The organism is Candidatus Brocadiaceae bacterium (assembly GCA_012728835.1).
Taxonomy (GTDB): domain Bacteria; phylum Planctomycetota; class Brocadiia; order SM23-32; family SM23-32; genus JAAYEJ01.
Map to the genome: position 1 here is coordinate 72,382 of JAAYEJ010000067.1, position 24,003 is coordinate 96,384.

Annotated in this window: 19 protein-coding genes; 13 read left to right on the forward strand and 6 right to left on the reverse strand. The window is 70.8% G+C overall.

Annotated features, from left to right (window positions below; genetic code table 11):
• Both GXY85_11220 and GXY85_11225 read right to left on the reverse strand, forming a co-directional pair.
• Positions 1-636, reverse strand: coding sequence for an MBL fold metallo-hydrolase (locus GXY85_11220; protein NLW51391.1), 636 nt, complete (start codon positions 634-636; stop codon positions 1-3).
• A 23-nt stretch (positions 637-659) separates the two neighbouring features.
• On the reverse strand, positions 660-2,120 hold the full coding sequence (locus GXY85_11225) for a hypothetical protein (protein NLW51392.1): 1,461 nt from the start codon (positions 2,118-2,120) through the stop codon (positions 660-662).
• Between the two features lie 204 nt (positions 2,121-2,324).
• Here GXY85_11225 and GXY85_11230 point away from each other — a divergent pair, with 204 nt between their 5' ends.
• Together GXY85_11230 and GXY85_11235 are read left to right on the forward strand one after the other, a co-directional pair.
• Positions 2,325-4,370, forward strand: coding sequence for a beta-galactosidase (locus GXY85_11230; protein ID NLW51393.1), 2,046 nt, complete (start codon positions 2,325-2,327; stop codon positions 4,368-4,370).
• Positions 4,367-5,386, forward strand: a complete 1,020-nt coding sequence (locus GXY85_11235) for an NAD-dependent epimerase/dehydratase family protein (protein NLW51394.1) — start codon at positions 4,367-4,369, stop codon at positions 5,384-5,386. The genes GXY85_11230 and GXY85_11235 overlap by 4 nt, the downstream gene beginning before the upstream one ends.
• Here GXY85_11235 and GXY85_11240 read toward each other — a convergent pair.
• Positions 5,322-6,437, reverse strand: a complete 1,116-nt coding sequence (locus GXY85_11240; GenBank protein ID NLW51395.1) for a DUF192 domain-containing protein — start codon at positions 6,435-6,437, stop codon at positions 5,322-5,324. The two genes, GXY85_11235 and GXY85_11240, sit on opposite strands and share 65 nt — an antisense overlap.
• Positions 6,438-6,555: 118 nt before the next feature.
• Positions 6,556-7,173, reverse strand: a complete 618-nt coding sequence (locus GXY85_11245) for a radical SAM protein (protein NLW51396.1) — start codon at positions 7,171-7,173, stop codon at positions 6,556-6,558.
• A gap of 242 nt (positions 7,174-7,415) precedes the next feature.
• On the opposite strand from GXY85_11245, the gene GXY85_11250 reads away from it, so the two are divergent.
• Positions 7,416-8,396 (forward strand): hypothetical protein, encoded by a 981-nt coding sequence (locus tag GXY85_11250; GenBank protein NLW51397.1) that lies wholly within the window; start codon positions 7,416-7,418, stop codon positions 8,394-8,396.
• Here GXY85_11250 and GXY85_11255 read toward each other — a convergent pair whose 3' ends face one another.
• A complete protein-coding gene (locus tag GXY85_11255; protein ID NLW51398.1) occupies positions 8,397-9,038 on the reverse strand; it encodes a uracil-DNA glycosylase in 642 nt (213 codons plus the stop codon).
• Positions 9,039-9,246: 208 nt separating this feature from the next.
• On the opposite strand from GXY85_11255, the gene GXY85_11260 reads away from it, so the two are divergent.
• From GXY85_11260 to GXY85_11305, 10 genes are all read left to right on the forward strand, one after another.
• The gene (locus tag GXY85_11260) at positions 9,247-9,861 is read left to right on the forward strand and encodes an ATP-dependent Clp protease proteolytic subunit (protein ID NLW51399.1); all 615 of its coding nucleotides are present in this window, start codon (positions 9,247-9,249) and stop codon (positions 9,859-9,861) included.
• A 146-nt stretch (positions 9,862-10,007) separates the two neighbouring features.
• Complete coding sequence (locus tag GXY85_11265) at positions 10,008-12,098, forward strand: type II secretion system protein GspD (GenBank protein ID NLW51400.1); 2,091 nt, start codon at positions 10,008-10,010, stop codon at positions 12,096-12,098.
• A complete protein-coding gene (locus tag GXY85_11270; GenBank protein ID NLW51401.1) occupies positions 12,095-12,355 on the forward strand; it encodes an outer membrane protein assembly factor BamE in 261 nt (86 codons plus the stop codon). Before GXY85_11265 ends, GXY85_11270 begins: the two co-directional genes overlap by 4 nt.
• Before the next feature lie 40 nt (positions 12,356-12,395).
• The gene (locus tag GXY85_11275; protein ID NLW51402.1) at positions 12,396-14,111 is read left to right on the forward strand and encodes an ABC transporter ATP-binding protein; all 1,716 of its coding nucleotides are present in this window, start codon (positions 12,396-12,398) and stop codon (positions 14,109-14,111) included.
• A 96-nt stretch (positions 14,112-14,207) separates the two neighbouring features.
• Positions 14,208-15,104 (forward strand): hypothetical protein, encoded by an 897-nt coding sequence (locus GXY85_11280; GenBank protein NLW51403.1) that lies wholly within the window; start codon positions 14,208-14,210, stop codon positions 15,102-15,104.
• 33 nt (positions 15,105-15,137) lie between these two features.
• Positions 15,138-16,148 (forward strand): RluA family pseudouridine synthase, encoded by a 1,011-nt coding sequence (locus tag GXY85_11285; GenBank protein ID NLW51404.1) that lies wholly within the window; start codon positions 15,138-15,140, stop codon positions 16,146-16,148.
• A gap of 206 nt (positions 16,149-16,354) precedes the next feature.
• Entirely contained in the window at positions 16,355-17,302 is a 948-nt protein-coding gene (locus tag GXY85_11290) for an FHA domain-containing protein (protein NLW51405.1), read from the forward strand.
• A 78-nt stretch (positions 17,303-17,380) separates the two neighbouring features.
• A complete protein-coding gene (locus GXY85_11295) occupies positions 17,381-18,247 on the forward strand; it encodes a DUF4438 domain-containing protein (GenBank protein NLW51406.1) in 867 nt (288 codons plus the stop codon).
• The gene (locus GXY85_11300; protein ID NLW51407.1) at positions 18,244-20,661 is read left to right on the forward strand and encodes a protein kinase; all 2,418 of its coding nucleotides are present in this window, start codon (positions 18,244-18,246) and stop codon (positions 20,659-20,661) included. Before GXY85_11295 ends, GXY85_11300 begins: the two co-directional genes overlap by 4 nt.
• 72 nt (positions 20,662-20,733) lie before the next feature.
• A complete protein-coding gene (locus GXY85_11305) occupies positions 20,734-22,101 on the forward strand; it encodes a replication-associated recombination protein A (GenBank protein NLW51408.1) in 1,368 nt (455 codons plus the stop codon).
• Positions 22,102-22,140: 39 nt separating this feature from the next.
• On the opposite strand, the gene GXY85_11310 is transcribed toward GXY85_11305, so the two are convergent.
• Positions 22,141-23,880: a DUF4838 domain-containing protein gene (locus GXY85_11310; protein NLW51409.1), complete on the reverse strand. Its 1,740-nt coding sequence runs from the start codon at positions 23,878-23,880 to the stop codon at positions 22,141-22,143.
• Between the last annotated feature and the right edge of the window lie 123 nt (positions 23,881-24,003).

Consider the following 24,003-nt stretch of genomic DNA (forward strand, 5'->3'; position numbering starts at 1 on the left):
TCACGCCAGGAGCGGGTTGTGCTTCCTCTCGCGTCCCACGGTCGTGGGGCCGCCGTGGCCCGGCCACAGGACGGTCCGGTCCGGCAAGGGCAGGACGCGTTCGCGAATCGATGCCATGATACGCCGGGGGTCGCCTCCGGGGAAGTCCGTGCGGCCGATCCCGTCCCGGAACACCAGGTCACCACAGAACAACTGGGGCTCGCCGGCGCGGTCGCAGTGCAGGCTGACCCCGCCCGGCGTGTGCCCGGGCGTGGCGAGGACCTCCAGCACCGAGGCGCCGAACGACAGCGTCTGTCCGTCCTGCAGGAGCACGTCCGCCGGTGGCCCGCACTCGGTCCGGCCCAACAGGACGGCCAGCGAGGCCCGCGCGTCGGTCAGCATCGGCGCATCGTCGGCCCCGATGCACAACTGCGCCTGCGGGAACGCCTCCTTCAGCGGTCCGTTGGCGGCGATGTGGTCATAGTGCCCGTGGGTATTGATGATGTAGAGGGGCGTCAGGTCCTCGCGGCGACAGCGCTCCAGGATGCGATCGGCCTCCGCGCCGGGGTCGATGATGACGCCCTCGCCGGTCCGGGCGTCTCGAACCAGGTACGCGTTCGCCCCGAGGGGGCCGACTTCCAGCCGCACGATCAGCAAACCCGGCTCCCGTGGCTCATGTCTCAGGAGGCATCGGCCCCGGGGCGGTAGAAGTCGGTGACCACCCGTTCGAGGTCGCACGGCCTCTCCTCCCCTTCGGGCGCCGCCGGCATGCCCAGCACGGACATCTCCCGGATGGGGTCCTCCTCCGGGTCGCTGGCATGGGCGCGGTTCTGCAGAACGTTCCGCCCGTAGACCTTGCGCAGTTCCTTCAGCCGCCTGCGGATGACGGCCAGGGCGTCCCGGCCGGAGTAGAGCATCGCCATGCACAGGGTCTGCGTGCCGGGGTCCACCGGCTGTCCCGTCGCGGGGTCCTTGCCCGTCATGTAGCGGATCAGCTCGTCGAACTCGGCCTCCGCATTCAGGTCCTTCAGTTCGTCGGCGATCTCGTCGATGATGCGGTCCGGCGGCTCCAGGTCGGTCAGCTTCTCGGCCAGCAGGTCGTAGATGCGGTCCAGCACGACGGGCTTCACCTCGCCGGGGGGAGGCTCCTCGAACGGCATCGTCTCCGTCTCGCGCACCACGGCCAGGGCGTTGGCGGGGATGCGGGCGACGTCCGGGTTGGCGCCGAGGACGGCTACGGCACGGTCGGCCAGCAGCCGGGCGCGCCGGACGATCCAGGCCGCGCGCTCGGAAACCATGTCCCGGAGCTGGCGCCGGAACTGGGGCACCTTCAGGCCGTAGAACTCCCGTGCCCTCTCCACGCTCATCTCCAGCACCTTCAACGCGGTGATGCGCATGCCGGCGCGGGCGAAGAAGTCCACGAGGTTGCCGGGCAGCGGATTGCGGTTGCGCAGGCTCTCCGGCTTCAGGATCACCATGGAGGTCTCGACGTTGGGCGAATCGAGTTCCGGCACCGCGTCCCGGACGAATCCCCCGTCGCTGTATGCATAGCGGCGGAAGAGCTTCAGGTGCGTCTCGACCATCTCGGGACTGACGCCGACGAGGACCGCGGGCTCGAAGAACTCGTTGCGCGGGCTCTCGGCGTCGACCTCGTAGAGCCGCTCGTACTTGTCCAGGAGCCGCAGCCGCCGCCGCAGGGCCGGCGTCTGTTCGACCCGGCGCTGCTCCTCGCGGAAGTAGTCGCCGTAGGTGCCCCGAACGGTGTCGCCCTCGGGAACCGGATGGATGTGGCCGGCCGCCGCGGCGATGTCGCGCACGGCGTTGGGCCCGCGGAAGACCAGGACGGCCAGCCGGTTGGAGATCCCGCGCACGTTGGGCGTGCCGAAGTTCCTCAGGACGTACTCGATCAGGAGCCGTTGGTACGGCAGCGGGATCAGACGCTCCTCGGGGTCGTAGATGGCGTCGCAGTAGTGCTCCAGGAACGCGCTCTCCGGCCGGGGGGCGTACATGCGCGCGGCGACCAGCTTGACGTCCGCCCAGAGCAGCCGGGCCAGGATGCCGCCCGTGCGGCTCTTGTGAAGGCTGTAGGGGGTGATCAGCGCGTAGGCCAGTTCGTCGCGGGGACTCTCAGGAGAAGCCATGGAGCGGGGCGCACCTTCCAATCATCGGGGGATTCCCATCGCCGGCCCACAGACGCGGCCCCGGCGCTCTGCCCAGCACTATAGCAGAGGTGGGGCGGCCGTTCAAGGCGGCCGGGTCTCCGGGGTTCGTCTTTCGTTGCCCGTGGCACTTGCTGTATACTCGGGGCCTTCGCAGGTCTGGCTCCCCGCTTCGGAGGTGCCCGGATGGATCGGAGATTCGCCCCTGTCAGTCCCAAGCTGCCGCGCCTGCTGCACGGCGGCGGCTACAGCCCCGAGGCGTGGCCCCCGGAGGTCTGGGACGAGGACATGCGGCTGATGAAGAGCGCGGGCGTGAACGTGGCCACCATCGGGGCGTTCGGCTGGGCCGGCCTTCAGCCGAGGCCGGAGACGTTCGAGTTCGGCCCGCTCGATTCGGTGATGGACCGGCTCGCGCAGAACGGGCTGCACGCCGGCATGGTCACCCCCACCGCCGCCCATCCGGCCTGGCTCTCGCACCGGTATCCGGAGGTCCTCCGCACGGACGCCGACGGTCGGCGGCGACGCCACGGCGGACGCGGGAGCTTCTGCCCCAGTTCGGCCGCCTACCGCGACGCCTGCGCCACGGTCGCCCGAGCGCTGGCCGAGCGCTACGGCGAGCATCCGGCCCTGCTGTTCTGGCAGGTGGGCAGCGAGTCTGCCGGGGCCTGCTACTGCGCGCGCTGTGCAGCCGCGTTCCGCCGGTGGCTCCAGGACCTCTACGGCGACCTGGACGCGTTGAACCGACGCTGGTACACCGCCTTCGGCGGCCATGCCTACACGGCGTGGTCGCAGGTCGAGCCGCCCTTCGAGAACGGCCGGGGCGGCCCCCCCGCGTTGCGGCTGGACTTCGCGCGTTTCGCCAACCGGTCGCTGCTGGACTGCTTTCTGAACGAGGCGGCCATCCTGCGCGAGGTCACGCCCGGGCTGCCCGTGACCGCCGGCATGAGCGGCTCCCGCCTCGACCTCGACCCGCACGCCTGGGCCCCTCACCTGGACTTCGCCTCCGGGGACGGCCGCCCGGCCGAGGACGCCGGGCCCGTGCAGACGGCGTTCCTGCACGACCTGAGCTACGGGCTCAAGCGCCGCCCGTTCCTCCTGACGGGGCAGGCGCCCAGCCGGCAGAACCGGCAGCCCCTCGATGCCCTGAAGCGGCCGGACCGGCTGCGCCTGGACAGCTACCAGGCCATCGCGCACGGCGCCGACTCGGTGATCTACTCCCGGTGGCGGTGCGACCGGGGAGGTGTCGGGCAGCGGCACGACGCGGTCGTGGAGCACCGGGGGCACGAGAACACGCGCGTCTTCGGCGAGGTGGCCACCATCGGCGCCGAGCTGCGCAAGCTCGACGACCGGCTGCCCGGGGCGGCCGTCGACGCCCGCGTGGCGCTCGTGTTCGACTGGGAGAGCTGGTGGGCCCTGGAAGAGGTCGGCGGCCTGCTGCGCCGCGGGCAGTACCCGGAGGCCCTTCTCCGGCACTACCGGGCGCTCTGGCGGCGCAACGTGCCGGCCGCCGTCGTCGGGCCCGATGCCGACCTGACCGCCTACGCCGTCGTCAGCGCGCCCATGCTCTGCCTGGTGCGGAACGGGTGGGCGGAGCGCGTCGAGGCGTTCGTGCACGGCGGGGGGCGCTTCGTCGCCACCTGCCTGAGCGGCCGCGTGGACGAGACGCACGGCGCACACGAGGGCGGCGCGCCCGGCCCGCTGCGCAAGGTCACCGGCGTGTGGGTCGAGGAGACCGATGCCCTGCGCGAAGACCGGCAGAACCGCATCATCATGAAGCAGCACTTCGGGCCCTGCCGGGGCGAGTACGGCTGCCGGCACCTGTGCGACCTGCTGCACGCCGAGTCGGCCACCGTCCTGGCAACCTACGGCCGCGAGTTCTACGCCGGCTGGCCGGCCGTGACCGAGAACGAGTTCGGACAGGGTTGCGCCTACTACATCGGCAGCGAGCCGGAAGACGACTTCCTGCTGCACTTCTACCGCACCCTGTGCGCCGACGCCGGCGTTTTGCCCGTGCTGGACGCGCCCGAAGGCGTGGAGGTGCGGCGGCGGGTGCAGAACGACCGTTCGTTCCTGTTCGTTCTGAACCACAACGAGGACGTCTCGTTCGTGTCCCTGCCGGACGGCCAGCACGTGGACATGCTCAGCGGGGCCGCCGCGCAGGGGCGGGTGCCGCTGCGCGGCTGGGACGTGCGGGTCTTCGAGGAGACGCCCTCCGACGGAGGGGGCCGATGAAGCGCGCCCTGGTCACCGGCGGCGCCGGCTTCATCGGCAGCCACCTGGTCGAACGCCTCCTCTCGCAGGGCACGGACGTCTGCGTCATCGACGACCTGTCCACGGGCGCCGCCCGCAACCTGGACGCCGTGCGCCGCTCGCCGCTGCTGCACCTGTACCTGGACGACATGTGCAACGGGCCGCTCCTGACGGAACTGGTCGACCGCGTCGACGTGGTCTTCCACCTGGCGGCCGCCGTCGGCGTCCAGCTCATCGTCGAGGACCCCGTCCGGACCATCGAGACGAACATCCGCGGCACCGAGATGCTGCTGGAGCGCTGCGGGCGCAAGGGCAGGAAGGTGGTGCTTGCCTCGACCAGCGAGGTCTACGGCAAGGGCGGCGAGCGCCGCTTCTCGGAAGAGGACGATTTGGTCTTCGGCCCGACCACCCGGCAGCGGTGGAGCTACGGCTGCTCGAAGGCCATCGACGAGTTCCTGGCCCTCGCCTATGCGAAGAACCGCCGGCTGCCGGTGGTCATCGTGCGGTTCTTCAACATCGTCGGCCCTCGCCAGGTGGGCCGCTACGGGATGGTCGTGCCGAGGTTCGTGCGCCAGGCGCTCAGCGGCGGCCCCATCACCGTCTACGGCGACGGCCGCCAGGTCCGCTGCTTCACGCACGTCTCCGATGCGCTCGACGCCGTCTGCGCCCTCGCCGTGCACCCCGAGGCCGAAGGCCGGATCTTCAACGTCGGCAACGACGAGGCCGTCACGATCAACGAACTGGCCGAGCGCGTGCGTGCGCTCATCGACCCGAACGCACGGATCGTCCACGTCCCCTACGGCGAGGCGTACGCCCAGGGCTTCGAGGACATCCGCTTCCGCGTGCCCGACATCGCCCGGCTGAAGGAATGCACCGGCTTCGCCCCCCGGCACGACCTGGACGCCATCCTGCGGGACGTCCGCGACTTCGTGGTCAACGAGGCCGATCATCCGGAAGCGGAGCACGCGCCGGGTCCGCCGGGGCCTGTTCCGGGATGAACACCATGCCGCCCGGGCCGATCCCGCGCTCGGCGAACCAGCCCTGCGGCATCTCCAGGACGTAGTTGACCGACTCCGGCGGCCGCGCCTCGCGCCGGTCCCCGGGGTTCAGCCGCGCAACGTGCACGATCAGGCCGTCGCCTCGGATGAAGGCGATCGACAGGGGAAACGAGACCGTCTTCATCACAAACCCCGGCCGCTCGGCCTCCGGGAAGTAGAACAGCATGCCCTCGTCCGGCCCGAGCCCCCGGCGGCCCTGCAGGCCCCAACTGCGCATCTGCGGCGTGTCGGCCAGCTCGGCGTCCACGGCATGCCCCTGCACCGTCAGGGCCACGCGCCGGACGTCGGTCAGGCGCAGCAGGACGCGCTCCCGGCGCCCCGGTCGGTGCGCGCAGGGGAGGTCCAGGGGATAGTCGCCCGGCTCCGAGAACCGCGCCACCTCCCGGTCCCCCAGGCGGGCCGTGACGGTCCATTGCGGCGGCGGGCCCATCCGCTCCACCACAACGGCCCGAGCCTCCGCCGACAGCGTGACAAGACGACCGGAGACTGTGAATGCGTCTCCGGCCTCGAGGGAAGCGGCGAACGCCCAGACCTCCGAGCGATCCCGCTCCACAAGGCACAGCACGCCCGCGGCCGTCCGGAAAGCATACGCCGGGGGCAGTCCGCCCGGCAGCACGATGCCCGCTGCGGCCGGCTCCGGCTGCGCCATCCCGTCCGTGAACCGCACCGGCAGGGGACCGCCCGCCAGCGGCGCCGTTGCCAGGTCGGCCGGCTGGTAATCCTGCCATCGCGGATCGCCGGGCGGGGTCAGGGCCTGTTCGTCGATCTCGATCGAGAGAGGCATGGTCCGCCCGGGCATGTGGGAGCACGGCAACTGCACGTCGTGGACGCCGCTTCTGCGGATCCGAAGGATGGGAGGCCGGTCCCACTGCTGCACGGTCAGTTCGTGAACGACGCGGTGGATCGGCGGCCTGCGGACCGGTTCCTCACCCCGCGGACGCCATGCCGCCACCGGGAGCAGACCGATGATGACTGCAAGCGCCGCCCGCATGCGTTTCAGCCTCCCGGAGATCGAGAACGGCGACGATACCGGAAATCCCGCATGCGCGCCAGCAGAACGTCCACGGGGCCTTCGCGGGCGCCCTGACGGCCGCCGAAGTCGCCGGCAGTCAGGGGCAGCCGCCCACGCGGTCGGCAACGCCCGCTCTCTCGGCCGCCTTTCGGACGCGCATGCGGAGTGCGGCGACGTATCTGTCGCGGGTCGGCCCATGGTGCAGGATCCGGCCGTACTCATCGTGCAGGTCGGGGAACTCACGGCGCAGCAGCCGGGCCACGGCCGGCCAGACCCGAGGACGCGCATTCATTGCATCCACCCAGATCGCCCCCACCCCGGCGTCGGCCGCCCTGGCCATGAGATCGTTAAGGGATTCCTGCCCGTCGGACAGGAACGGCAGCAGCGGCCCGAACATCACGGACGTCTCCAGGCCCGCCTCGCGCGCCGCCTCCAGCACCGCCCAGCGCTCGTCGACGGGGCTCGCGTGCGGTTCCCAGAGCCGCGCCAGCCGGGGTTCGAGCGTTGTGACGGTGACGCCCACGCGGCTCAGACCGGGACGTAGCACGTCGAAGTCCCGCACGATCAGCGCGCTCTTGGTCAGCGCGTGGACCGCGAAACCGTGTTCGGTCAGAAGCCGGCAGCACTCCCGCGTCAGCCTTCGGTCCCGCTCGATGGGCTGCCAGGCGTCGCAGGCGCTGCTCGTGAAGACGCCGCCGGGCCTCGCCCGCTTCAACTGGCGCGCCAGCGCCTCCGGCGCGGCACGGCGACAATGCGGAGGAAGACAGGCGCAGGACCTGGGGGATGGCGCGGGGACAGCACAGGAAGATCTCACCGCAGAGCGCGCGGAGGACGCGGAGAACGGCAACGGATCAGAAACGACGGACCTGAACGCGGCGGCCTCGCGCCCGACAGATTGCGGAGTCAGGCCGATTCCCGTAAGATACCCGCCGCCACGCATGTGAGAGGGGAACCGCCATGCCGATGTGGGCGGGCATAGACGAGGCCGGCTACGGCCCGGCGCTCGGGCCGCTGGTCGTGGCCGGCACGGCGTTCATCGTTCCGGAGCCGCCGGCGGACGGGGAGGACCTATGGGCGCCCCTGAGGGACGCCGTGGCGCGCCATGCGCGGGGCAGCGACGGCCGGCTCGTGGTCAACGACAGCAAGGTGGTCTACGCCGGACCTTTGGGCCTGCGCCGGCTGGAGGAGGGCGTGCTGGGGTTCCTGCACGCAGGGGCCGCGGCGGCGGTGCGCAGCGGCGCGGACCTGCTGTCGGTCCTGGCGAGCGGGCGGCCGGCGGAGCCCGAGCCGCATCCCTGGTTCCGCGATGCGGCCGCCCTTCCGCTCCCCCAGGCCAGCAACCTCTCCGCCGTGCTCAGCAAGGCGTCCGTGCTGCGCGAGGCGCTTCGGAGGGCGGGCGTGCGCCCGCTGGCGGTCCGCGCCGCCGTGGTCATGCCGCCGGAGTTCAACCGGATCGTCTCCCGGACGCGCAACAAGTCGCTGATCCTGTTCCAGAAGTGCGGGCTGCTGCTCCAGGAGATGTGGCGCCACGTCGGCGAGGGCGAGTCCCGTGTGCTGGTGGACCGCCACGGGGGACGGGCCCGCTACCGCAGGCTGCTGCTGGACGTCTTCCCGCACTGCCGCTGCGACGTGCTGGAGGAGGGCGACCGATGCTCCGCCTACCGCATCCGCGACGACCGGCACCCCGGCCGGACCCTGCGCGTGACCTTCCAGGAGGGCGGAGACCGGCGTGTGCTGCCCACGGCCCTGGCGTCGATGGTCGCCAAGTACGTGCGCGAACTCTACATGGCCGCCTTCAACGCCTACTGGCAGCAGCGCCTGGACGGCCTGAGGCCGACAGCCGGCTACCACGGCGACGCGCAGCGGTTCCTGCGCGACATCGGCGGCGTGCTCGAGGCCGAGGGCGTTGACGCCTCGGCGCTGGTGCGCGTCCGTTGATCAGGACGGCGGCCGGCCCCTCAGGGCCGCCTGCACCATCTTCAGGTCTTCCCAGGAGCGACGTTTCTGGCCCGGCGACCGCAGCAGGTAGGCGGGGTGGTAGGTGGGCATCAGCGGGATGCCCTTGTAGGAATGCCAACGGCCCCGCAGCGCCCCGATCGAGAGTTCCGAGTGCAGCAGGGCCCTGGCGGCGGGCAGGCCCAGCGTGCAGATGACCTCGGGGCGGACAAGCGCGATCTGGCGCTCCAGATAGGGGACGCAGGCCCGAACCTCGTCCGCCTGCGGGTCGCGGTTGCCGGGGGGGCGGCACTTCAGGATGTTGCTGACGTAGACCTCGTCGCGGTCCATGCCCATGGCGGCGATCATCCTGTCGAGCAACTGCCCGGCGGCGCCCACGAACGGCACGCCCTGGCGGTCTTCCTCGGCCCCGGGGGCCTCTCCGATGAACATCAGGCGTGCACGCGCGCTCCCGCGCGCGAAGACGGTCCGTGTGCGTTCCCGATGCAGGGGGCAGCGTGCGCACGCCGTCACCTGGTGCTCGACGGCCCGCAGTTCGGCCTCCGGGCCGGGCCGGCGCATCAGCGCATCGACGCCCAGCATCCGTTCGGTCTCCAGCCGTTTCCGCAGTCCGCTTGCGCTCATGGATCTCCGCCGAGGCCGGTTCGGGTGGCGCCCCGGGGCGCCACCGACCTTCTACAGCCCCGGCCCCGCGATGTCAAGCCGCCGGGAGCCGCCCCGAGGCCGGGTCTTTTGAAACGGGGCGGGCTCTGGGCTACAATGGGGGAACGCAAACTCCAAGGCACACTCCCTTTACGTCAGGTGGACGATGGACGAACCGGTTCTTCAATGGATGGCGGACGACGAGGACGACGACGACGAGGAGGAGGAGGACGAGGAACTCGAGGGCGAGGGTCGCCCGCACAAGCAACTGGCCGAACGCCTGCTTGAGTCGCGCGTTGTCCTTGTGGCCGATCCCATATCCTCGGACCTGGCGCAGGACGTCATCAGCCGGCTCCTGCTGCTGGACGAGCAGGACGCCAAGGCGCCCATCGACATCTACGTCAACTCGCCAGGAGGGAGCGTCGACGCCGGGTTCGCCATGTACGACATGATCCGGTTCATCTCGGCCCCCGCCCGCTGCATCTGCACGGGGCTGACGGCCAGCGCGGCGGTCGTCGTGCTGCTGGCCGCGCCCAAGAAGTCCCGCCTCAGCCTGCCCAATTCGCGTTTCCTGATCCACCAGCCTTCGGGAGGTGTCCGCGGCTCGGCCACCGATGCGAAGATCGAGGCGGACGAGATTCTGAAGATCCGCAGCAAGATCAACCAGTTGATCGCCGACGAGACCGGCCAGCCGATGGAGCGTGTCGAGGAAGACACCAAGCGGAACTACTGGATGGGTGCCGAAGAGGCCCGCAAGTACGGCCTGATCACGAAGGTCGTGAAGTCCAGGAAAGAGATCGGTTAGCGCGACCGAAGCCCTGCGGATCCGTCGGCGCATCCGCCGCCTGCTATAATGGAATGTACTGAAGCTGGGAAGCCGCGCCGCTGAGAGCCGTCCCTTTCGGGTCCTTTGCGCCGACCCCGCGTTCCGACGACCAGAGGTATCCGGTCATGAGGAGAGCCCTCCTCCGTTCGTGCCCTGTGCTGATGGTCTGCCTTGTCGCGTTCGCGTCTCCGCGCGTGCTGGCGCAGGACCAGGAGGCACCGGTCGGCCCGTTCGCCATCGGCGAGCTTCAGGTCGAGACCTACCAGGTCGGCTGCATCGACGTGAAGAGCTGCGTCGAGATCCTGGCCATGCTGGGCTACAACACCAAGGCCCCCTCGGGCCAGGTCGAGCTGGCCCAGCTCCCGGCCGTCTTTTCCCTGCCGTTGGCCGCTCCGAAGGAGCTGGTCGGACTGAGCAGCATTGACGAGAAGCGGACCCCCGACAAGGTCTCGCTGGTCGAGGAGACCCTCAGCGCGCCGCAGAACCGTCTCATGATCCTCTATCACGCCAGCCAGTCCGAGGCCGTCGGTCGGCTCAAGGACCTTCTGCAGAGGACCGTGGACGTCGCGGACCGCCAGGTGCTCATCGAGGGCATGGTGATCGAGCTGACCGAGGACAACCTGCGCGACCTCGGCACACAGTGGCAGAAGCTGCTGGGAGACGACTGGCTGATCTCCTTCAAGCCCGACGGTGACAAGATGCCGTTCGTGGCCACCTACAACCCGGAGGCGAGCGCGACGGCCGCCCTGACCGACCGCCTGCGCGCCACCATCCGGGCGGTCGTCCAGGAGGGCCGGGCCGAGATCCTCTCCAGCCCCTCCGTGCTGGTGCTCAACAACCGCAACGCCCGCATCAAGGTCGTGCGCGACACCCCGATCGTGTCGACCAAGATCACCCGCGACGTCCAGAACGTGGACGTGCGCTTCGAGCCCGTGGGCATCGTGCTGAACATCAAGCCCCGCGTCAGCCAGGACGACTCCGCGGTCACGATGCAGATCATCGCCGAGGTGAGCGAGGTCCCGGAAGGCAAGGCCATCGTGGTCGAGGGCACCGAGATCGCCCCCGTCATCGACCGGCGCATCGTCGAGACCGTGGCGCGGGTGCACGATAACACCCCGTTCATCATCGGCGGGCTCATCCGCAACCAGACGGCCCGCGCCGAGGACCGCGTCCCCGTCCTGGGCCGCGTCCCTTTCGTGGGCGCGCTGTTCCGACGCAGGGTCACCACGACGGGTCGCAAGGAAGTCATCATCGTCCTGACGCCGCGCGTGGTCACCACCGGCGGAAGCCATCGGGCCGTCATGCCGAAGGACTCCAGCCAGTTCGACTTCCTGGGCAACCGCCTGTTCCGCAACACGTACCGCATCAAGCCCGAGGACCTGTTCGACCTGAGCTTCCTCGAACAGAACGAGGCGATCCTGACCGCCTTCGAGAATGCCCAGCGCCTGGTGCGCCGCCACCCCGACTACGCGGGGCGTTCGCCATTCCGCGAGATGGCCGCGCGCGTGATCCCCGGCGAGGACGCCGTCGTCATCCGCATGCTGTATGAGATACTGAGCAGCGACCGGCTGGCCTTCCACAGGGACATCCCCACCGACAAGCTGATCGTCTTCCTGCGCGACCAGGAGCACACGGCCGGATTCCGCATCGGCTGGCTGGAACGGGAGGGTCGCGGCATCCTGGAACGGGCCAGTCCGGACGGAACGGTGGCCGGCTTCTTCAGCCGGCCGTACCCGAAGGACGTCCTGTTCCTGCGCTTCCAGGCCGCATCGGGCGACATCCGGACAGCGATGCAGCACCCGGTCGCCGACCTCGAATGGCTGCCGGTGCAGACCTCGGATCCGTCGGAGGCGGAGGCGATGATCGAGCGGCGCCTGCTCGAACTCAACGGCATCACGGACGACTACGGACCGGCCGGGTATGCGCTCGTCCTGAACACCCCGCGCGACCTGATCCGCCTCAAGACGGCGATCGCCGTGCGGGAGGCCTCCGAGGTGAACAACTTCGAGGACCTGCTGGTCCTGCGCAACTTCCGCGTGGGACGGCGCTTCGGGCTTCCGGAGTTCGACGTCGCCCACAGCCGCGTGTTCCTGATCGATCCGCCGGTCGCCGACTACTTCTTCAAGAGCGACTACTACTACTCCGCCCTGCAGACGCGGCTGGAGCTGGCGTGCCGACTGCTGGGGGAGGCTCTGGAACGCGAGGGCCTGCGATGAGACCGCCCGTCGCACTGTCGGCACTGGCGGCCCTGGTGGCGGTGGCGTGGGGGTGCACGACGAGCCCGCCCCGGGGGCGCCCGGCGGGAATCGAGCCGGGGATGACGGCCCGGCAGGTCGAGGAGGCCCTGGGCACGCCCCTGAAGACCGAGCGCCCCGGCGTGGGGGCCGAAGTCTGGTACTACGAGGACGACGTCGTGGTGCTGGACCGGGGCCGCGTGACCTACCGCTTCCCCGTGCCCTCGCCGTCGCCATAGCCCGGCCATCTGATCCCTTGCTCGACGGACGACACACCGGATGACCTCGGCCGACAATCAGGCACACGCGCTGCGCGCCCTGGGGCCGTTCATCCGACCGCACCGCCGCCGCCTTCTGATCGTGCTGGCCTGCCTGATCGTCCTCGCCTTCTGCAACCTGGCGATGCCGAAGGTCCTCGGCTTCGTCATCAAGAACGTCTTCCTGGAAACGGGCAAGACGGCCGACGAACGGATGGCGCTGCTGACCCGTGTGCTCCTGGCCATCCTGCTCATCTACGGCGTGCGCAACGTGCTGTTCTACCTGCACAAGATCCGCATGACCGAGATCGGCGAGCGCATCGCGTTCGAGCTGCGCCAGCGGCTGCTCCAGCACCTGCACACGCTGTCGGTGGACTTCTACCAGCAGAACAAGCCGGGCAAGATCAGCGCCCGGGTCCTGCAGGACGTGCAGGCCGTCAAGCAGTTCGTGCAGGACGAGATGGCCAACACGCTCATCAACGTCCTGATGGTCGTGGTGGCCATCGGCATCATGATCTACATGCACGCCCTGCTGGCCCTCGTCACGGTGATCCTGCTGCCGGGCCACGTGCTGGTCTACTACGTGTTCCGCAAGCCCATCTCGGCCTACGCCCGGCAGGCGAAGGAGCGGATCGCCGACGTCAGCGGCAACCTGATCGAACAGTTCGACGGCGCGGCCACCGTGACGGCCTCGGCGACCCAGCTTCTGGAGCAGGAGAAGTTCAAGGAATCCATGCGCAAGGGCATGGCCGCCCAACTGAAGCAGAACCAGTACTACGTCCTGCAGAAGATCGCCGCCGACCTCCTGGTGGGGCTCGGGCTGATCATTCTGTTCGGATACGGCGGCTACTCGGTGCTCCACAAGGGCATGGGGGCGGGCGACTTCGTGGCCTTCTACGCCTACGTGGGTCTGCTCTACCCGCGCGTCGTCGAACTCGTCTCCCAGGCCGGCAAGTTCTCGCGCACGGGCGCCTCGGTCGAGCGCGTGCTGGAGATACTGGCCATCCAGCCGGGCGTGCGCGAGGCCGCCCGCGCCGTGCCCTACGAGATCCGCCAGGGACGGATCGAGTTCCGCAACGTCTCCTTCGACTACGGAAACGGCCCCGTGCTGGACCGCGTGTCGTTCGTCATCGAGCCGGGCGACCACGTGCTGGTCACCGGCCCCAGCGGCAGCGGAAAGAGCACCTGCGTGAACCTGATCCCGCGCTTCTTCGACCCCCGGCACGGCACCGTCCTTGTGGACGGCGTGGACGTGCGCGACTTCACGCTCACCTCGCTGCGTCGCCAGATCGGGTTCGTCTTCCAGGACTGCTTCCTGTTCAACGACACCATCATGGCGAAAATCCGCTACGCCTGGCCGCAGGCGAGCGAGGAGGACGTGATCGAGGCGGCCCGCCAGGCCTACGCCGACGAGTTCATCGAGCGCCTGCCCAACGCATACATGACCATGATCGGAGAGGGCGGGGTGCAGCTCTCCCAGGGCGAGAAACGCCGCCTCATGATCGCCCGGGTCATCCTGAAAGACCCCAGGGTGCTCATCCTCGACGAGCCCCTCGTCTCCCTGGACCCTCAGGCCCGCAAGAGGGCCATCGAGGGCCTCAGCAGCCTGATCGGCAGCCGCACCGTCCTCAACATCACGCACTTCCCGGCCGAACTGCCGTTCGCCAGCAAGCAGATGCACGTCTCCGACGGGCGCGTCACCATGCGCGATGCCTCCGGGCGTATCTTGAGGCCGTAGCCGCCCGGCCTGCGCGGGTGTTGCATCGGTACGGGGGCCGCATTACCATTGGAGCGGCGGAATCCGGCCGGACAACTGGGAAAGAGGAAGACGCGCATGAGACACGCAACGACGATGGTCGGCATGCTGGCGGCAACCGCTCTGGCGGCCGGGTGTCTGGGCGTCCCGGCCCCGACGGCCGCCGATCTGGAGGCCCTTGAACAGGCCCGGGCGGACGTCCAGGGGGTCCTCGCGTCGTTTGCCCAGGCACTCAAGGACCGCGATCCCGAGGCGTTCCAGGCCCTGCTGGCGCCGCACGTGCGCCCCGAGGAGGCGGCCCAGCTCAAGCGGAAGTTCGCCCTGGCCTGTCTCATGGCGTTCTACGAGGACTACAGCCCCGAACTCGCCGAGCCGGTCAGGAGCCTGGCCTGGGAGGAGTGGAACCGGGCCGTCCTGACGGTGAATATCCCGTATGCGGATCGCTATCGGATCACAACTGTGGACACGTTCCGCCTGGAATACGCGGACGGGCGATGGTACCTGGTGGGACTCGAACTCAAGCCGGTGGCCGCCGACGAACCCCTCAACCCGCCGGATGAGGTCAAGGTGCTCCTCCGCGACAGGGCCGGCGAACTCCTGGAGATGCTGAGCACGGGCCGCTACATGGAGGTCTACTACGCCATCCCGTCGACCTCCCGGGTCCGTTACATCGAGCTCACCTGGTGGCAGCGCGTCCGCGGCGCGATCCCGCAGGCGGTCGATATCCTGAACGAACTCAGGCGCGTGACCCAGGACTTCAACGTGTTAACCTGGCCGCGCGCCGACGAGGCGGTCTTCGTCGGCCTGGTCGGAGGCGCCATCGGCGTTCACTACGATGTCCCGTACGTCTGGCCGAACGGAGGCATCACGACGCCGGACCTGCTGCGGGTCCAGTTCATCTTCCTGCCCAGCGGCGAGGGCTGGACGTTCTACCAGCTTCGCCTGATCGCCGCGGGCATCCCCTGGAGCCGGTAGACGGGCCGCGCACCGGGAGCGGGAGCCGGCCGTATGACGCGCGACGCCGACAACGGCCGAGCCGGCCCGGCGGCGGCCCTTGAGGTCGCGCCCGAACAGGCGGGAACGCGCCTTCTGGAGTTCGTGAGCCTCCATCTCGTCTGCGAGTCGAAGGCCCGCCTCCGGCGCCTGATCGCCGCCGGCGACATCCGCCTGAACGATGCGGCCGTCTCCACCATCCGGACCGTCTGGTCCGGCGACGTCATCTCCCTGCCCCCCGGGCTCCGGACCGGGCCCCCGCCGGCGGCCGAGCTGCCCATCCGCGCCCTCTACGAAGACGCCGATTACGCGTGCATCGACAAACCGGCCGGCTGGCCCGTCGTGCCCGCCCGGGCCGGCCGCGACGCCGATTTCTCGCGCGCACTCCTGGCCTGGATGAACAGGGATGCGCCGCCGGCGGGGCCCTACGTGCGCCCGCACGTGGTCCACCGCCTCGACCGCGACACTTCGGGCGTCCTTCTGGTGGCGCGCAGTGCCCCGGCCGGTCGGGCGCTGGGCCGTCAGTTCGTGGCCCGCACTGTGTGCAAGACCTACCTGGCGATCGTGGACGGCGCGCCCTGCCGCGATCGGTGCACGGTGGACGCCGCCATCGCGCGGGAGCCCGGCGACCACCTGAGGATGACGGCCCGCGCAGGCGGCGGCCGCCCGGCCCTCACGGAGGTCCTCGTGCGCGAGCGGCTCGGCCCCTTCAGCCTGCTGGAGCTGCAGCCGCACAGCGGCCGTCAGCACCAGTTGCGGGTCCACCTCGCCGCGATGGGGCACCCCCTGGCCGTGGACCGCCTCTACGGGCGCCGCACGCAGTTGACCGGCCGGGACCTGAGCACGCACCAGGGGATCCGCGCCGCCCCTGATTCGGCCGTGCTCCTGGACCGCTGCCCTCTGCACGCACTCCGCATCGCCTGCCGCCACCCGCGCACGGGGGCGCCCGTCGAGCACACCGCCCCGCTGCCCGAGGACATGCGGCGGCTCCTGGCGCTCCTGCGTGCGGCTCACCCGCCGGGGTAGCGGACGCCTCCGGGGGGGCCGCATGACCTCCGGCGGGCCGTGCCGGGCCGCGTGGGGAGCCCGCACGTGCGCACGCCCCGTCCGTGAGACCGTGCGTGCGTGCGTGCCGGCCCGAGCCGACGAGCCGTTGCATCGGGGTGGGACCGGCGGTTACCCTGAAGCGCGGCGGCGCCGGTCGCTGCCCGTCTTGCACGGAGAGGGCGGTCGTGATCACCAAGCAGCCCGTGCTCATCATGATCCAGGGCCCGGAGCCCGGCAGCATCTTCGCGCTTCCGGACAACCGCGTGACCACGATCGGCCGGTCCCCCCGCAACATGCTGCCGGTGGCCAGCGACAGCGTCAGCCGGTTCCACTGCGAGATCGCGTGGGTCAACGGCCATTGGGAGCTGAACGACCTGAACAGCAAGAAGGGCACCGTCGTCAACGGGCTCGCCGTCGACGACAAGCACGTGCTCTGTCCGGGCGACCTGGTGCGCCTGAGCACCACGGTGTTCCGCTTCGACATGGTCGAGGACTCGACGCTGAGCGACAGCGACAGGAAGGCGATCGTCGATGCGGGGCGGGGCCTGGCGGGCGCGTCTCCTGACGATGTGGCCCACTCGCTGGACGCCATCCGTGCACGCAGCCGCATGGGCGGACTGAATGTCCACCACGAGCCCCGGGTCGAAGGACCGTCCCGGCCGAGCCTGGTGTTCATTGCGGGCTCGGCGGCGGCCGTCTGCCTGCTGGCCGCCGGCGTGCTGCTGTGGGCGCACCGGCGGGCCGACGCCCGGGCGGCCGGGGCGCACGCCGAGGCCAGGGCGGAGGCGGCTCGATCGCGCGCCCTGTGGGAGGAGGCCGAGGCGAAGATGGCGCTGGCCGCCGGGTTCGAGGGCGACGGCAGCCACGCCGAGGCGCTGAGGCTCTACGACGAGATCGAGGCCCGGCAGCCGCCCGATGCCCTCCGCGACCTCGTGCGGGAACTCCGCGCCTACACCGTGCGCCTCGCACACGCGCGGTTCGCGGAACTCGAACGCGCGGCGGAGCAGGAACTGAAGGCCGGGCATCCGCAGGCCGCCGTGGCCTACTACCGCGAGGCCGCCGCATCGGTCGGCGTGCCCGAACTGGTGGCCACGGCCCGGCGGAGGATCGCCGAACTCGAACCCGCGGGCTGACGCGCCCGCAACCGAAAGGAGCCTGTGGTGGCGAAGGCCAAGGCGCAACCCGCAACGAACGAAGCGCAACTCGTGGAGATGTCCGTGGTCGGCGAGGTGGATCCGCCCACCTCCGGCGGCGACTGGCGCGTGGGCCCCGACGGCCGGCCGGCCCTGCTGCCAGGCGTTGGCGGCATCACGTACAACGTGAAGGTCGGCGACAGCGCCGTCGACTGGGCGGCCGACCACGTGGAGCCCGGCGTGTCCGTCAAGACGGACAAGCCCGCCCCGAACGCCGGCCTGAACCTGCTGAGCTGCGTGGGCAACACGGCCACCGTCGTCAGCGGCGACGCCAAGGGCGGCCAGGGCATCGTCACGGGCAAGCACGGGGGCATCGAGCACGTGCTCGTTGACTTCCCGGACGGCGTGCTGGAGAAGCTGGTCGTCGGCGACAGGATCCAGGTGCGGGCCCGCGGGTTGGGCCTCAAGCTGGTCGAGATGCCGCACATCGCCGTGATGAACACGGACCCCGAGCTGCTTCGGCGGATGGCCCCGCGCCGCAAGGGCGACCGACTGGTCGTGCGCATTGCGCGCCGCATCCCCGCCGCCCTCATGGGCAGCGGCCTGGGGCGCAGCCACACCTTCGGCGGCGACTACGACATCCAGTTGTTCGACGACGAACTGGTGAAGGAGTACGGCCTGGACAAGCTGCGGCTGGGCGACATCGTCGCCCTGGAGAACGCCGACCACGCCTTCGGCCGCATCTACCGGACCGGCGCCGTCAGCATCGGCGTCGTCGTGCACACCTGCTGCACGACGGCCGGCCACGGCCCCGGCGTCACCTCGCTGATGAGCAGCCGCGACGGGCGGATCGACACGGTGATCGACCCGAAGGCGAACCTGGCCGACTACTTCCGCATCGGGCGCCGGCGTCCCGGCGGCCGCCGCAAAACGGCCGGCAGATGAGCGCCGCCCGGATCACAGAGCACGGCTGCCTCGGCCGCTACGCCCTGCTGGAGCACCTCGGCAAGGGCGGCATGGCCGTGGTCTACCGCGCGACGGACACCGACACGGGCGCCGTCGTGGCCGTGAAGATCTTCCAGTCCGGCCCCGCCCGCGCCCCCGAGGTCAGTGCCCAGTTGCGCGACCGCGAGGTGCGCATGCTCCAGAGCGTGCAGCACCCGAACATCGTCAAGTACCGCGACTCCGGCGAAGAGGACGACACGTACTTCTTCGCCATGGAGTACGTCGAAGACAGCCTGCTGACGTGCATGCGGCGCGGCACGCCCTTCGAACTCGTCGACCGTGTGCTGCTCCTGCGGCAGACGGCCAGCGCCCTGGCAGCCGTCCATCAGCAGGGCATCGTGCACCGTGACGTCAAACCCGGCAACATCCTGCTGGACCATGACCCCAACCACACGCTGCATGCCAAGCTCACCGATCTGGGCATCGCCAAGAACGTCAGCGAGACGGACATCGTGCGGGAGCACATGCCCACGCGCGTGCCCGGCACGCCCAAGTACCTTGCCCCGGAGCAGATCCGCCTCCAGGCCGTCGACGGGCGCGCCGACATCTTCAGCTTGGGCGTCGTCGCCTACGAACTCCTCACCGGCACGCTGCCCTTCCACGCCGAGGACTCCGACGGCTTCCTGAAGGCGAACGTCGGCCAGCAGCAGACGCCCGCCGCCCAGGTCGACAGCCGCCTGCCCGCCTTCCTCAGCGACATGGTCGACCGGATGCTGGCCAAGGACCGGGAGCAGCGCTACGACGCCGAGACCCTGGCGCGCGATCTGGAACTGGCCCAGCAGCACCTGGTCAGCGGCGCCCCGCTGAACGAGCGCACGAACACCGCCTCGATGTTCTACCACCCTCGCGTGCGCACGCCTCGGCCCCCTCCCTCCCCCGCTCCCCACCCCGCCCTGCCGCACGCGGCCGTGGCGGCGGCCTGCGCCCTGGTCGGCCTGCTGGCCTGCATCGTCCTCTGGCCGCGCGTCGGCGACGCGCCGCGCGCCGGCGACGCGCCGCCCTCCCCCGCCCTCACCAACCTCCTGCACGAGGCCCGCAACGCCGTGCCGGAGGGCGCCCGCTGGCGCGCTCTGGCGTCCGTGCGCGCCCTCGCCGGCCGGGACATGCACCCCGAGACGGCCGCAGAGGTGCTCCGGATCGAGCAGGAGGTCCAGGACGAACTCGCCGAGCCCTTCCGGGCCGCCGTCGCCCGCATGCTGGCCGAGAACCGCGTGGCCGAGGCCCGGATCGCCGTGCGCCGCATGCAGGACATCCTGCCGCGCGCCCGGGCGACCGCCCCGCTGGTGCGCGCCCTGGACCGGCGTCTGGCGCTCCCCCCGGACGAGGACGCCTGGCAGGAGGCCCTGCGCGAAACGCACGCCCTCGTGCGCAGCCGGCGCTACCCGAGTGCCCTCGACGCCCGCAAGGCCCTGCTGGCCGACGCCGGGGACGACCCGGAACGCCTCGAGGCCGCTCGCCGCTCCATCGCGGATGTGTTCGAACACTGGGGCCACTACCTGTTGACGACCTACCCGCAGGCCGAAGAGATCGACGACTTCTTCCGCACCTTGGACGCGAACGTCGCCGTCCTGGAATCCCCGCCGGCCAGGGTGCTCGGCGAACTGCGGATGCGGCTGGCGCGCATCTACCGCGACCGCGGCCGCTACCGGGATGCCCTTGCGCAGTACCAGGCCGCCGTGGATGCCGGCACGCCCGACGTGGTGCAGGAGGCCGAACGTGCGCGTGCCGAACTGGTTGCCTGGCTCGCCGACCGGCCGCAGGACCCGGCCGAGTTCGCCGCCGGACTGCACCGCGAGGGGTTCGGCGGCGACGCCTGGACCGACCACGCCGAGGGAGGCGCCGTCCGGCAGGCCGCCGACGGGGTCCTGGTGCTGGAGGTGCAGGCCGGCCGGGGGCAACGCACGGCCCGACGCGAGACGGTCCGCCCCCTCCGCACGCTCGGCTTTGCGTGCCGCGTGGAGTTCCGCGCCTCACCCGAGGTGGTCGCGGAGGCCGGCGGTGCCCGGCTCGGCCTGGCCGTCGTCAGCCAGGGCAAGGACTCGTTCGAGCTGGCGTTCGACGGACGCGCCTACGGCGCCAGCGTGCGCCGGAGATCGGGCGGGGCTGCGCTCGGCACGACCCTGCGCGGCGCGATCGGCGACGAGGACCATCTCTGGCACGCCCTCGTGCTGGACTACGACTACGACACCGGCCGCCTCATCGTCCGGCTGGACGAACAGGAACTGAGGCGATACAGCCTGGACCTGGGCGACCTGCGGCTCTGCGTGTTCCTGGAGGCCGCCCCGGGCGGCGCGGCCGCCGCCTCGTTCCGGAACCTCTCCTTCGACCCGCACAGCGTCCCCCGCTCGCCTTGACGCCGCAGGCCCGGGCATGTAGCCTGACGGTCGGCAGAGCCGGACCCGATACCCAGCCCGAAGGCCGCAGGTATGTCCCTGTTCGACGAGCATGCAGGCGAGGCCGACCCCGAAACGCCGCCCGACGCCCCCCTGGCCACGCGGATGCGGCCGCGCACCCTGGAGGAGTTCGTCGGCCAGCAGCACTTCGTCGGGCCGGGCCGGCTGCTCTGGCGGATGATCCGCGCCGCCCGACTGGCCTCCCTCCTGTTCTACGGACCGCCCGGCACCGGCAAGACGGCCCTCGCCCACATCATCGCCCGCCGCACCGAGGCCCGGTTCGAACCGGTCAACGCCGTCACCAGCAACGTCGCCCGGATCCGCGACCTCCTGGCCGCCGCCGCCGAACGCAAGCTGCGCCGCGGCCGCCGCACCGTGCTGTTCATCGACGAACTGCACCGCTTCAACCGCGCCCAGCAGGACGTCCTCCTACCGGACGTGGAGAACGGCACGGTCATCCTGATCGGCGCCACCACGCACAACCCCTTCCACTCCATCAACTCGCCCCTGCTGTCGCGCTCGCAGATATTCCAGTTCCGCGCGCTGGACCGCGACGACATCCGGACGCTCCTGCGGCGGGCGCTCGCCGACGAGCAGCGCGGCCTCGGCGCCCACCGCGTTCGGGCCGACGATGACGCCCTGGAGCACCTGGTCGAGATGTGCGAGGGCGACGCGCGCCGAACGCTCAACGCCCTGGAGGTCGGCGTCCTGAGCGCCGAACCCGGCCCCGACGGCGTCATCCGCTTCGACCTTGCCCTGGCCGAGGCGTCCGTCCAGAGGAAGGCGCTCCTCTACGACCGCGACGAGGACGAGCACTACGACAGCGCCAGCGCGTTCATCAAGAGCATGCGCGGCAGCGACCCCGACGCAGCCCTCTACTGGATGGCCAAGATGCTGGAGGGCGGCGAGGACCCGCGCTTCATCGCCCGCCGGATCGTCATCTGCGCCGCCGAGGACGTGGGCAACGCCGCGCCCAACGCCCTGGTGCTCGCCACGGCCGCCCAGCAGGCCGTCGAATTCGTCGGCATGCCCGAGGCCCGCATCCCGCTGGCCCAGGCCGTCACCTACATCGCCTGCGCCCCCAAGAGCAACGCCTCCTACCTGGCCGTCGACGCGGCCCTGAAGGACGTCCGCGAAGGCCGCACCCTGCCCGTGCCCGACCACCTGAAGGGCACCGGCTACGCCGGCGCCGAACGGCTCGGCCACGGCAAGGCATACAAGTACGCCCACGACTTCGACGGCCACTGGGTCGATCAGGACTACCTGCCCACCTCCCGCATCTACTACCGCCCCACCGAGCAGGGCCAGGAACGCACCCTCAAGGCCCGCCTGGACGCCATCCGCAAGGCCCGCGGCATCGAAGACACGCCCCAGACCCCGGGCGACGGCGACGCCTCGTGAGGAGCGGCGCACGCGGACCGTCAGTCCGCGCGCGGACAGTCAGCCCGCCCGCAGCCCCAGCACGGCCTCCAGGCGCGTGCGCGCCTCGTCGATGCCGCCGTATTCGTGCGCGTGTGTGACGCCGTGCCGCGCGCACAGTTCCAGCAGACGCCGTGCGAGCGGCCGCATCCGCTCCGCCAGGGCCGCGTCGACCTCCTCCGGGCTGCCGGCATACCAGACGGGCTCCAGCGCCGCCCGCAGCGCGGGGATCGACGCCTTCTCCACCCGCGCGCGGACCTCATCGCTGCACGCGAGCGCCAGAGCTTCATCGAAGGCGTCCAGTCCGGCCTGCGCGATCGTCCCGTCGATCCCGTAGTCGGCCGCCCGGCCGAAGCAGTGGTGGTGCACGCCGCGCGCGGACGCGTTGTCGTGCACCAGGTCGATGAACCGCCGGATCGGCCCCGCCGCCTCCGCGTAGTGCAGCTCCAGAAACTCCTCGAACAGCTCGCGCCCGCCCCGGGACGGGTCCCACAGCAGGCCGGCGATCATGTAGTTGCGCAGGTCGCACAGCTCCGCGCCGCGCGCATTGCCCGCCGCCTGCATGAAGACGCCGCGCGCGCTGTTCCGCACGAAGTAGCGCACGTTCGGCTCGATCACGCGCAGGTTCGGGCACGGCAGCAGGTAGTTGTGGAAGTTCGTGTTGTAGTTCCAGATGCGCACGTCGTCGCAGATGCGGCCCCAGTCGGCCAGGTCGCGGCAGAACTCGACGTTGCGCGGGCAGTCGGGGTCGTCGATCGCGTGCATCATGCAGCATTCGATGCTGCAGAGCTGGATCTGCACGTTCGGGCGCGGCCGCAGCCGGCGCGGGGCCCGGCGCGAGTACTGATAGGCGAACGTGCCGACCTTGACGTGCGGGTGACGGGCGGCCACGGCGTCGGCCACCGCGTTGACGAACGTCAGGAGCGACCCCATCGCGCTGCCCTCGCGCTCGTCCACGGCGCGGCACGCGTCACATTGGCAGTGCTTCTTGTTGTCATTCTGGCAGACCGAGACGTTGCCGCGCGACGGGTTCTCGGCAATCTCCCGCAGGACGGCGTCGGTGACGATGCGCAGCACGTCGGGGTGGCTCAGGCACGGCTGGGTCTCGTAACGGTCGTCCTCGAACGGCGCCAGGCGCACGCCGTCGCGCAGCGCGTAGTACTCCGGGTGCGCGGCTCCGTGAACGCCCGACGGGATCTGGCGCAGGAAGGTGTGCGTCAGGCGCGTCATGGGGTCGCGCCCGCCCAGGCGCGCGTCGTCGGTGACCGTGTTGACGCGCAGACGGGCCGCGAAGGCGGGATCGGCCGTGTTCTCGCCGTAGTAGGGGCAGCGGAACGACAGGCGCGGCCGCACCGTGCGCTCCAGCGGACCGACCAGGCACGGGCCGCTCAGCCGCGGCACGTGCGTGTGGTCGGCCGTCAGGAAGCGCACACCCAGGCAGTCCTCCAGGAACGTGTAGACCCCGTAGAGCGTCCCGCGCGGGCGCCCGCCGGCGATGGCGATCCGGCCATCGCCGGCCGCAATGCGGGAGTCCTCGGCTCCGAAGGCCTCCGCATTCCAGCCGGCGGCGCCCGGGCCGATGCGCACGTGCCCGCGCGCGCCCTCCGCCGCCGTGCGCACCACGGGAAGCGCAGCGCCGGTCGCCCGACGGAAGTGGTCCCGGAACTCCTCGGCCGCATACTGCTCCGCCGGCGTCGCGTCCGGCGCCACGACGACGTCCCACTCCCAAACGTCCCATAGGTCCACGCCGCGTGCCGTCATCTCGCGGGCATCTCCCATGCGTCAGAGGATCGGCGGAACGTATTCTACCCGATCCGCCCCGGCCCGTCCGCGCCCTCAGGTCTTGCGGCAGACGACACGGCGGGCTATAGTACGTGCCGGCGT